Here is an 11,697-nt window from a genome sequence, read left to right as displayed (position 1 = left end):
TTTCTTATTTTCACTTTTTTTATAATAATGTAATTTTAACTTTAATTGCTAAAAGAATTAATAATTTAAAGACTGTTTTAGTTGAAAGAACTCCTTTAGAGGAATTAGATATATATTTTTCAAATATTGATTATTTGAAAAAGAAGATACTTAAATTTTTAGTTAATTTAGTTTATCCTCTATCTGATATTATTATTGCTAATTCGGTGGGTATTAAGAAAGGTTTTAATAATTCTTTATCAAATAAAGTAAAAGTAATATATCCGCCATCTCTGGATAAATTAAATAAATCAATAAAAAAAATACCAAAAAAAAATGTATTTAAAGCCGTTTGTTTTAGTAGATTATCAAAAGAAAAAAATTTAGAATGCGCGATTAAATCATTTGTTTTAATTAAAAAGAAAAATATTTCTCTTACAATTTTCGGTGACGGTGATCTTAAGAATAATCTGATTTCTCTCATAAATAGTTTAAATATTAAAAAAAAAGTGAAAATAAGAAAAGTTACAAAATTTCCCCAAAAAGAAATGAAAAAATTCGACATATTAATATCCCCATCTTTTTTTGAGGGGTGTAGCAATACTATAATTGAAGCATTAAATAACAATCTTGTAGTAATAGCCTCTAATTGTCCGGGTGGTAATTCAGAGATTCTATCTAATAGAAGTTCTGGATTGCTTTTCGAAACCAATAATGAATACGATTTATCCATAAAAATAAATAAAATCTTAAAAAATTTTAAATTTTATTTAAACAAATCAAAAAAAAATAGACAAAACTTAAAAAAATTTCTTCTTAATTCCAATGTAAAAAAATATTCAAATATTTTTGAGAGTATTTGATTTTATTTTGTTGAATTAAATTGAAATAAATTTAATTAATAATTATGAATAAATATTCTGAAATAATTAAAAAAATAATTAACAAATTTAATTTTAAAATTGAGCATAAAAATTCTTGGTATAAAAGAAATGAGCACTCAATTGCAGAAATTAGTGAGGATGAACTAAAAATAATAAAACAAATATCCAATTATTCAATGAGCACACCAGCAAATCATTGGGCTATCATACAATCTATAAAACATATTTCCAAAAATAATATTGATGGAGATCTCGTCGAGTCAGGAGTGTGGAAAGGAGGTAACCTGATTTTATTTAAGATTATTGCAGATAAGTTAAATTTGAATAAAAAAATTTTTGCTTTTGACACTTTTGAGGGAATGCCTATCCCTGGATCAAAAGATTTTGATTTAAAAAATATAGATGCAAAAAAGATATATGATAAATATAAAGCGAAAAATGTAAAATGGTGCTATTCTACACTTGATGAAGTAAGGAATAATATCAGCTCCTTTAATAAAAACTATCTTGATTCATTTTATTTTATAAAGGGTAAAGTTGAAGAAACTCTTAAAATTTCAAATAATCTACCAGATAAAATATCTTTATTAAGGTTGGACACTGATTTTTTTGAGTCAACAAAGAAAGAGTTGGAAATTTTATATCCTAAGCTTGTACCTGGTGGAGTTCTTATAATTGATGACTACGGCCATTGGAAAGGGTCAAAAAGAGCTGTCGATGAATACTTTCAATTAGAGAAGAATTTCTTTTGGTTTCACAGAATAGACTATGCGAGTAGATTATTAATTAAAAAAAGTTAATTTGTTATTTTTTTGAAAAAATTAATCAAATAATCTAATCCCTCATGAGAGTAAACATTCTTGCAAATTCTTTGAGAATTTTCCACAAGATTTTCTCTTAAATCATTATCACTACTTACTAAGTTTATCTTATCAATCAGATTTGAGAAATCTAATTTGTAACTGACATAAGAATAATTATCTCGATAAATATTTGGCCAAGTTTCTATATAATCCACGTTAGGAAAAATAACAGCTGCACCCATTTTTATTGCCTCAAATTCTCTATAACATACTTCACCCCATCCAAACGCACCAATTGAAATTTTTGATTGTTGAAGTTTTTTTAAATACTCCTTGTGACCAAATCTTAAATTTTTAGATTTAAAATATTGATTCAATATTTCTGTAACTTTATTTCTTTGAAAATGAATAGATTTTTTTTCATCATCATTCCTTAAATTAAAACTATAGTAAATATCATCTAATTTTTTCTCTGGTTTATGAAAACCAAGGCAATATTTATATAAATCTTTTGAGTCATTAGATTTTAGCGATTTTAAAATACATAAATATTTTTCATATTTATCTCTATTTAAAACATCAAAATAATTACCAACGCCAATGTTCCAACCAAGGACTAATTTTGATAGATATTTATCAGTTAAAAGATGAGTTTTAAAATTAATATTTTTTTCTAAAGAAAACTTTTTTTGATAAAAATCAGCATAATATCTATCTCTAAAAAAAAATTTTTTGTAAAAACTTTTGTCCTTGTAAAATTGCTTTTTAACGTATTTTCTTACATATGGTAAAACCTCAAATTGAGTGGTGCCTGAACTATCAGTTAAATCCAGCCAAACTATATTTGAGTTTTTTTTTTGAATTTCAATGATTGTCTCCAAAAAATTATAATTCACACTTAATTTTAATTTTCTTCTAATCTTATTGGTATATTTTTCAGTAATTGTTCTACTATCTACAATTATAAAGTCCGATTTATAAAATTTACTATTCATTGACTCATAAAAGTTTATTTCATAACCGGCAGATCTTAATTCATTATGAAAATATTTAATCAAATACCAGTATCCAAAATTTTTCCCCCAATTAAGAAGTGGCCCCTTATTAATTATTCCTATACTAACCATTGTTGATATTATTAAGATATAAATTATAAATTTTAGTAAATCTTTTTTCCCAGGTATTTTTAATAGCTGTAGCTTTAGAATTTTTTGAAATATATTTTCTTAAACTATAATTATTGGATAAATTAAAAATTGCTTTTTTCCAAGAAAATGGATTTGAGTAATTTTTTATGAGCACAGAATTTTTTTGATTTACCAAAATTTCTCTTAATACCTTTAAATCTGAACTTATGATTGGTATACCTGTGGCTAAATATTCAAACATTTTTAAGGGAGAAATAAATTTTGAAATTTCATCATCAAAATTATTTGAATTAATGGAAACTTTTGATTGGTAAGGCATCAAAAGCAAATCCGCTGATTTGATAAGTTTAATAGACTCACTATAGCTGACATGCGAAAATACTTTAAAATTTTTACTAGATTTAACTTCTTCATCTCTCTGACCATATAGATAGTAATCTATATTAGGTGTTAATTTTGACAGTTTTTGAATTACCTCTATCCCCCTACCTTTATAAAAACTTCCTAAATAGAAAATTTTTTTGACTTTTTTTTCTAGCTTAATTACTGATTTGAAATCTTTTAAATCACATGCATCATGTAATATAATAAATTTATCATTTTTAAGGTTATAAACTTTTGATAAATTTTTTGATATAAAAATTACTTTTATAACGTATTTAGAATTAATAAAATTTAAATTGATTAACAAAAATTTTGTCAATCCTTTCATTTCTTGATGCACTTCCAAAAAATGCCCAACTCTACGTAAAGATAAAAAAAAACTAGAAATTAAACTTCTAGTTATAATTAAACTTTTTTCTTTATGTAAAATTTTTCCAACTTTAAAACCAAAAATTAATCTTTTTAAAAAAGAATTAATATATAAATTCTTAAATAAGTTGTGTATCTCGATATCTTTCTTACTATGTAAATTAAAGTATTTTCTGAAAAAATTAACATTAACTTTTTTTTTTATATTTGGACAGATTAAGATAGCCTTATCTAAAAACTTTAAAGAATTATCAATTAATTTAAAAATATGTACAGCTTGAGCCTTGTTGGAAGGAAGAGATAGATCGGTAATATATATAATTTTTTTTGACAAAATATTAAAATAAATCCAGATATTTTTTCTTTTTTTTTTTAATTTTTAAAATTTTATCCTTAAATATATCATGATTTACAAAATTAATTATTAAATCATATTTATCGATATCAAAATTTTCGAAAATCTTTAAATTTTGAATTTTTTTATTTATTATTAAAGGATCGCTTACATCTAAATTTTTGATTTTTTTCTTTAATAAAAAAAATAATTTCAAAGCAAACGAATTTCTAATGTCAGAAACATTTTTTTTATAAGTCAATCCCAAAATTAAAATTTTTGATTTTTTCAAATCTAATTTATAATCTTTAATCTTTTTTAAAATCTTATCATACATAAATAAATACATTGAATTATTAATTTTTCTTGCTGATAGAATTACATTAGTCTTAATTCCAAATTTTTTTGCAAAATCTGAATAATAGTATGGATCAACTGGTAAGCAATGTCCTCCAACGAGTCCTGGATCAAATTTAAGAAAATTCCATTTTGTAGAAGCTAATTTCATAACACTATAAAAATTGATTTTCGACTTATAACAAACCTTGTAAATTTCGTTCATTAAGCCGATATTAAGATCTCTTTGTATATTTTCTATTACTTTGGCACTCTCAGCTTCTTTGATATTTTCTGTAAGAGTTATCTTTTTAGTAACACTTCCATAAACTTTTTTTGCAATTCTTAAATTTTCCTTTCCAGATATAGACACAATCTTATTTATTTTATCCACGGAGTGTTTTTTATCTCCTGGATTAATTCTTTCGGGAGAATATCCTACAAAAAAATCTCTATTTACTTTTAGTTTCGATTTTTTTTCTAAAATTTTTGCACAATAGTTTTCTGTAATCCCTGGGTAAAAAGTTGACTCAAAAAAAACAATATCATTTTTTTTAAGAACCTTACTTATAATAAGACAACTTTTTTTTAAGTGTTCAAGATTTGGCATATTATTTTTAAATACTGGTGTAGGAACAGCGACAATATAAAAATTACTTGTTTTAAGACTCTGTAATTTTGAGGTGAAAAAAGATTTATTTTTTAAGATTAGTTCTTTTTTTAAAAATTCTTTATTAGTATCAATACATTTTTTTAAGCTACTTACTCTTGAAATACTGTTGTCATAACCAATACACTTAAATTTTTTTTGTAATTTTAGAAATAAAGGTAAACCAACATACCCTAAGCCTATAACAGACGGTTTAATAATCATTTCGTTTAACTTTTAATAGTATAAAAATATTTTGAAAGAATTTTTTTAATATTATTTGAATTATACTTTTTAAAACCCCATACTTTTCGAAATATTCTATTAAAATATTTTTTTTTTGAAGCCTGATTACAAGTAATTTTAATAATGTCTGATAAATTATTAACCTTAAATACAACTTTATCTTGAATAAGATCATCTGCAAAATCATTACTTGAGTTTAGTTTTAAAGGAATGGCATCGTATAAAGTGGATTCTAATATTGCAGTAGATATTGTTGCAATAAAATAATCAAATTTAATTTTCTTATTAATTTGGTCTAAAGTCTCAAATTTAAAATATTTAATATTTTTCTTTTTACAGAAAATATCCCATTTAGTCTCAATTTTTTGAGGTTTAAGTTTAACAAAAATATTAATTCTCTTTTTCATATTTAACTCATTTAGTATTTTTGAGATTTTTTTGAAATTTAAATTTAAGTCGTATAAATATAGTATATTTATCTCATCTTTATTAATTTTTTTTGAAACATTTTTTAGGGGGTAACCGCTTACAAAAATTTTTTTTTTTTTATAATCTTTATTTACATCAATAAGTTTTTTTTTAAAATAATCTGACCACACAATAAAATTATCAAAAGATAAATACTTAATACCTATTACGTATTTTGAAAACTTATAATGCATATAACCGAAAGTTTCGATTTTTAATTCTTTACAAGCTTTTAAAAAAACTTGCATAATCCTTTGATCATCGATACTTAAAAATTTTTTGATTTTTAAAAACTTAAAAATTTTTATTATATCTTGGCAATTTTTAATTTCTTTCTCATGAAGCACTTTGTAATCTTCAATCAATGAGTACTTATTATAAGAGAAAAAATTATTAAAATAATCAAAAGATAGATAAAAAATCACGTTAGGATATTTAAAATAGACCTTTATGCTATCGAAAAAAGAAACACATCTCACAATATTTAAAGACTTTTTAAATTCGTAATTATCTAGGATATAATTACTTCTAAAGTCATATTTGCCCTTTTGACCTTTATGGACAATAAAATAATTTGCATGAGATATATTTTTAATTTTAGAAGATAAAATCGAAATAAATGATAATAATAATAAGATTAAATTTGTTATATATCCAGATAAAGTAAATCTAATAAAGCTAAAATTTTGATTCAATAGTAGATAATGTAAATAATTTTTTGAAATATTATAATGAGGATCAGAAAAATATTTTTTTTCAATCTTGTTGAATCTGATTAATAACTTTTTATGACTTATCATTGTTGATTGTAATTACAAAATAATCTAATGTTTATATATGGATAATGTCAAAATTTTGGATTGCACGCTTAGAGATGGTGGATATTATAATAATTGGGATTTTTCAACAAATTTCGCAAAAAATTATTTGAAAGTCTTATCAAAAACCTCTGTAAATATTATAGAAATTGGATTTAGAAAACCAATCAATAATATTGGTTCAGGTCCAAGTGGCTTAAGCAAAATTGGAAAATTTTTAACATCAAGTGAGAAGGATTTATCTAAATTAAAATTTGATAGAAATAAAAAGATATCAGTGATGATTGATTTATCAGATTATACTGGAGAAGAAGGACTTAATAGTTTGAAAAAAAATTTTATTAGTTCAAAAAAAAGTGTTGTTAAAATTGTTAGAATCGCCTGCAATTTTACAGATAAAGAAAAACTTGAAAAGATAGTGAAATATTTGAAAAATAATAATTATACTGTTTGTGTAAATTTAATGAAATTTACAATTTTAACAAATCAAGAAATTTTATCATTTTTTAAAATTGCAATAAGGTTTGGAGCGGACTATTTATATCTTGCTGATAGTTTCGGAAATTGTAAACCAAATAAAATTTTAAATATATCTAAATATATTAAAAAAGGGGGTATAAATTTAAATCGCCTCGGGTTTCATTCACATGATAATACTGGTGATGCATTAAATAATACAATTGCCTCAATAAAAATGGGTTTTGGTGTAATCGATACCTCAATAATGGGAATGGGTAGAGGTGCTGGAAATCTTAAATTAGAAGATTTTTTAAAATATAAAAAAAAGAATACAGAATTAAAAAAGGTAAATATTTTTTCTAAAAAATTTATGAAAAATCTTTATGAAGAATACAAATGGGGTAAAAATAAGTATTATATTTACTCAGCTAAAAATAATATTCATCCAACTTTTGTTCAAAGATTCTTAGAGGAAGAAAAATTTAAGAAAGATAGAATGATAAAGATTTTAAAATTTTTGAAAAAAAATAAAGCTACACAATATGATATGAATATTTTTGATAATCTTTTTCTTGATGTAATTAAACACAAAAAAGTACAGTCTAAAAAATTAAATAAAATAGCTATTTTATGTGATAATTTGCACACAAAAAATATTAATCTAAAAAAATTAAGATTAAATGGATATGCGACTTCAACTCTTAATTTTATAAATTTTATCAATAGCAAATATCTTGATTATATTTTTATGTGTAATGCGTATAGAATTTTTACTGAAATTGAGAAGGCCTTATCTACCAAAAATGTTAGTTTAATTCTACCTCATTATAAGATTTTAAGACATTTAATTAAAAGAAATCAAAATAAAATAATTAACTATAATATTAAAAAAAATAATAAAATCAAAATCCAAAATAATTTTTGTGGCTATGAAAAAAATCTTGTTTTAATCTATGCGCTTAGCTATTGTATAATGCAAAAATTTGAGGAAATTAAGATTTTTGGATTAACAAAAAATATTTCAAACTTAAAAATTTTAGAACAAATAAAAAATTTTTTGAAAAAAGGAAACTACAAAACAAAAATTATTCTAAAATAATTATTTAAGTAAAAAAACGGATATACTTTTTCTATATTCAATTTTTAGGTTATTCTTATCCTCAATAGGACCAACACCATGAAGCGAATTAAATGTTTTAACATGTAAAGACATTTGATTTTTTTTAAAAGGTAATTCCCTTACTAGTTCTGTTTCCTCAAAGGGGACAGTTTTATTATAAAAATTATATCTATACTTATCTGTTTTAGCTTTGAGTATTTTGGTTCCAAGGTTGTTGATATCAAAAATGTTATCATCATCAATTATTGGTATTACGAAACCCAATAATTTATTACCTCCATCAGTATGAGGCAAAATAAATCCATTTTTTATGGGAATTGATGAAAACTCAAAATCTATTGAAGATTTTCTCAAAAAAAAATTTTTTATAATTTGTCTTAAACTTTTTTTATTGTTTGTGTCAATTCTTAAATCGACTTGCTTTGATAAGAGAAAATTATTTATGTTTTTTGTAAATTCATCAGTGTTTAAATAATCATAAAATTTTTTCGTTTCTACTGTTGTGTCGATAAATTTTGTAAAGTTCTTGGTATTATTTGAAAATCTATATTTCTTAAATTTATTATCAGATGTCTTACTTTTCACTTCCTCAAAATAATCTAAATCTGGATATTCTGCACAAATTTTTTCATAAATATCATTATCTAAAAAATTATTCAAAACACAATGAGGAAAAGGGTCATAAAAAAAGTTTGAATTATTAAAATTTATCATTTTTAAAATTTTATAATCTTTTATATTAATAATTTCTTTAGTAAATACTAAAATGAATATTATATTATAAAATGATAAAAAAATTTATAATTGTAATTCCTGCAAGATATAATTCTTCAAGACTCCCTGGCAAGCCACTTATCAAAATTTTAGGTATTCCAATGTTGATAAGAACATATCAACAATGTCTGAAAGTAGTATCAAGAGATAAAATTTTTATTGCAACTGATGATAAAAGAATTCAAAAATTGTGCGATGACAATAATATGAGTTGTGTTATGACATCAAAAAAATGCTTAACTGGAACTGATAGAATAGCAGAGCTATCAAAAAAAATTAAAGCTAGTTTTTATATAAATATTCAAGGTGATGAGCCTATATGTGATACAGGAGATATTAAAAAATTAATTAAGACTGCAAAAAAATATCCAAATAGAATTATAAACGGCTATACAAAAATTACTGATAAAAAGTTATTTTTATCAAAACATATTCCAAAAGTAGTTTTTAGGAACGACGGAAGACTACTTTATCAATCTAGATCACCAATACCCATAAGCAAAAAAGGTAAATTTACACATGCTTGGAGACAAGTTTGCATTTATTCACTTCCATATAAAGCCTTAAAAATATTCTCAAAAATTAAACAAAAAACAATTCTTGAAAACATTGAAGACTGTGAGCTTATTAGGTTTTTAGAGTTAGGACTTGAAGTATACATGATCAAAATGTCTAATAATTCAATTTCTGTAGATACAAAAAAAGACCTAATCAAAGTGATTAAAAATATTAATTATTTAAGCAAAAGATAATTGAAATAAGAAAAATGCATTGTTTTCTATTATAAATGTTATTTATATCAATTGAAAAACTTTAAAATTGTTATAAGAGTTCACTATGTTAAAATCACCTTTTACACCTAGAAAGCCAAAAGACTTTAAAGTTTTAATATTTTATCCAAACTTGCACATGAGTGCACTCATGCCTCAATCAGTTGGAATTTTTACAGCGCTATTAAGGAGAGAAGGATATCAGTTAGATCTTTTTGATTGCACCTATTATCAAGATATTGATTCTTTAACTTTAGGAAAAAATACAAATGATGAAAAAGTTGAAAATAGAAATGTTCATAAATATGATAACTCTGAATGGCATGAAAAAGGAGTAAAACCAAAGAATGGAATAGTTAAAGATTTTCAAAAAAAAATAGCAACTTTTCAGCCAGATTTAATTTTAGTTTCTGTTCTAGAAAGCACCTATTATTTAGCCATCGATTTACTTAAATCTATCCCTGAAAACCAAAGAAATTATAAAACTTTATTTGGAGGAGTTTTTGCAACTTATGCTGCTGATAAAGTAATAAAAAATGAACTTGTTGATTATGTTTGTAGAGGAGAGGGCGAAGGTGCGGTTGTTGAAATGGCAAATGCATTATGTTCAGGAGGTAGAATTGACCAAATAAAAAATTTCACCATTAAAGGGGAAGGAAATATCTATAGAAATGGTATGCGCGCACCAGTGGATATTGATACTGTTCCTATACCTGACTGGGATTTATTTGAAAAAGGAAGTCTATATAGACCTATGCAAGGAAAAATTTGGAGAGCAGTGGGCTTTGAGACTCAAAGAGGGTGTCCGTATACATGTACTTTTTGTAATTCACCGTCTAACAATGTTGAGTATAAAGCTGAGACAGGTGGAAGATTTCATAGAAAAAAAAGTATTGAAAGAATGAGAAAAGAGTTAGACTTTTTAGTAAAGAAGTATGATCCCAATCTAATTTACTTTGTTGTTGATACATTTTTAGCAATGTCAAATAGAGAGTTTGATGAATTAAAAGAACTTTACTCTGATTATAAAATTCCATTTTGGATGAACACAAGGGCTGAGACAATTACAGAATATAGAGCAGCGGGTCTGGAAGAAATGAACATGCTCAGAATGAACATTGGTATTGAGCATGGAAATTATGACTATAGAAGAAACTACTTAAAGAGAAATGTAAAGGATGAAGTTCAGATAAAAGCCTTTGAAATAGCTGCTGAGCATAAATATGCCTCATGCGCTAACAGTATAATTGGAATGCCTGATGAAACGAGAGATTTAATATTTGATACAATTAATTTTGTGCGAAAGCTTCCCAAAACTATTGATGCTACAGGTGCTTTTATCTTTGCACCGTATCATGGAACACCATTAAGAACTTATGCTATTGAAAAAGGTTATATTAAAGATGAAGAAATTTGTTCTTTATCCAACACGAGTGCCAGTATGTTGAGAATGCCAACAATTTCAAAAGAGGAAATTTCAGGATTAGCCAAAGTATTTAGTTTATATGTGAAATTTCCAAAAGAGAGATGGCCAGAAATAAAGATTGCAGAGAAAGATGATGATGAAGGAAACAAGATGATGGCTAAGTTAGGTGAAGAATTTGATAAAACATATAGGCAGTTTGCAGCAACAGCTTTAGATCTGCACGATTAAGTTAGTTGTAAATTCTTGTTTTCATTAACTTCATAATACTTAACAAAATTTCAATCAGAGCTGAAAATATTATTGTTGAGACAAGTGTATTTCCTAAAAAAGGTATAGCTAAAGAGTAGCAGATAATGAAACCTTCAAAATTATAACCATATAAACCTGTGCACCAAACACCGAAATTAGTGACAATAAAAAAGATCAAAACACCTGTAATTGCTCCTATTAATCTTAAGCCCAAATTTTTTTTGAAAATATTTGATATAATTCCAATTAATAAAACTGAACCCCATGTAAAAAATAATGTATTATGAAAACCAATAACTAAATCTGTCAAAAGAAAACTGAATATCAAACTTGGTATAAATCTCCTACCTAGTAATGCTGGAACATAAAAACTAAGAGCTATCAAACTTGTGAAATTTGGAGGGTGAGGAATAAATCTACTTGCCGCTAATGCAAAAAAAATTCCTATTGAAACTTTTAAATAATTCATAAATTATATATC

General features: G+C 24.2%; 11 protein-coding genes. 5 read left to right on the top strand and 6 right to left on the bottom strand.

Annotated features, from left to right (window positions below):
* Nucleotides 1–842: glycosyltransferase (locus tag ACTT9C_RS03450; RefSeq protein ID WP_440923107.1), on the top strand; the 842-nt coding region annotated here is incomplete at its 5' end.
* 44 nt (nt 843–886) lie between these two features.
* Complete coding sequence (locus tag ACTT9C_RS03445) at nt 887–1,663, top strand: TylF/MycF/NovP-related O-methyltransferase (RefSeq protein ID WP_440923106.1); 777 nt, start codon at nt 887–889, stop codon at nt 1,661–1,663.
* On the opposite strand, the gene ACTT9C_RS03440 is transcribed toward ACTT9C_RS03445, so the two are convergent.
* Genes ACTT9C_RS03440 through ACTT9C_RS03425 form a run of 4 tightly spaced genes read right to left on the bottom strand, consistent with a single transcriptional unit; the run spans nt 1,660 to nt 6,400 of the window.
* Nucleotides 1,660–2,793, bottom strand: a complete 1,134-nt coding sequence (locus ACTT9C_RS03440) for a hypothetical protein (RefSeq protein ID WP_440923105.1) — start codon at nt 2,791–2,793, stop codon at nt 1,660–1,662. The genes ACTT9C_RS03445 and ACTT9C_RS03440 overlap by 4 nt on opposite strands.
* A complete protein-coding gene (locus ACTT9C_RS03435; protein WP_440923104.1) occupies nt 2,786–3,901 on the bottom strand; it encodes a glycosyltransferase in 1,116 nt (371 codons plus the stop codon). The genes ACTT9C_RS03440 and ACTT9C_RS03435 overlap by 8 nt, the downstream gene beginning before the upstream one ends.
* A gap of 4 nt (nt 3,902–3,905) precedes the next feature.
* Entirely contained in the window at nt 3,906–5,111 is a 1,206-nt protein-coding gene (locus tag ACTT9C_RS03430; protein ID WP_440923103.1) for a nucleotide sugar dehydrogenase, read from the bottom strand.
* Between the two features lie 5 nt (nt 5,112–5,116).
* Nucleotides 5,117–6,400 (bottom strand): hypothetical protein, encoded by a 1,284-nt coding sequence (locus ACTT9C_RS03425; RefSeq protein WP_440923102.1) that lies wholly within the window; start codon nt 6,398–6,400, stop codon nt 5,117–5,119.
* Nucleotides 6,401–6,437: 37 nt separating this feature from the next.
* On the opposite strand from ACTT9C_RS03425, the gene ACTT9C_RS03420 reads away from it, so the two are divergent.
* Nucleotides 6,438–7,976: a hypothetical protein gene (locus ACTT9C_RS03420; protein WP_440923101.1), complete on the top strand. Its 1,539-nt coding sequence runs from the start codon at nt 6,438–6,440 to the stop codon at nt 7,974–7,976.
* On the opposite strand, the gene ACTT9C_RS03415 is transcribed toward ACTT9C_RS03420, so the two are convergent.
* Nucleotides 7,977–8,711 carry a hypothetical protein gene (locus ACTT9C_RS03415; RefSeq protein WP_440923100.1) on the bottom strand — a complete coding sequence of 245 codons (735 nt, stop codon included), beginning with the start codon at nt 8,709–8,711 and terminating at the stop codon, nt 7,977–7,979.
* 71 nt (nt 8,712–8,782) lie between these two features.
* On the opposite strand from ACTT9C_RS03415, the gene ACTT9C_RS03410 reads away from it, so the two are divergent.
* The gene (locus ACTT9C_RS03410) at nt 8,783–9,523 is read left to right on the top strand and encodes a 3-deoxy-manno-octulosonate cytidylyltransferase (RefSeq protein WP_440923099.1); all 741 of its coding nucleotides are present in this window, start codon (nt 8,783–8,785) and stop codon (nt 9,521–9,523) included.
* Nucleotides 9,524–9,608: 85 nt separating this feature from the next.
* The gene (locus ACTT9C_RS03405) at nt 9,609–11,195 is read left to right on the top strand and encodes a B12-binding domain-containing radical SAM protein (RefSeq protein WP_440923098.1); all 1,587 of its coding nucleotides are present in this window, start codon (nt 9,609–9,611) and stop codon (nt 11,193–11,195) included.
* Nucleotide 11,196: 1 nt separating this feature from the next.
* On the opposite strand, the gene ACTT9C_RS03400 is transcribed toward ACTT9C_RS03405, so the two are convergent.
* Nucleotides 11,197–11,685: a DUF6580 family putative transport protein gene (locus ACTT9C_RS03400; RefSeq protein ID WP_440923097.1), complete on the bottom strand. Its 489-nt coding sequence runs from the start codon at nt 11,683–11,685 to the stop codon at nt 11,197–11,199.
* Between the last annotated feature and the right edge of the window lie 12 nt (nt 11,686–11,697).

It is taken from the genome of Candidatus Pelagibacter sp. (assembly GCF_052049575.1).
In the GTDB taxonomy this organism is placed as follows: domain Bacteria; phylum Pseudomonadota; class Alphaproteobacteria; order Pelagibacterales; family Pelagibacteraceae; genus Pelagibacter.
Note: the sequence above shows the minus strand (reverse complement) of the source record. Positions and strands in the feature narration are given on the sequence as shown.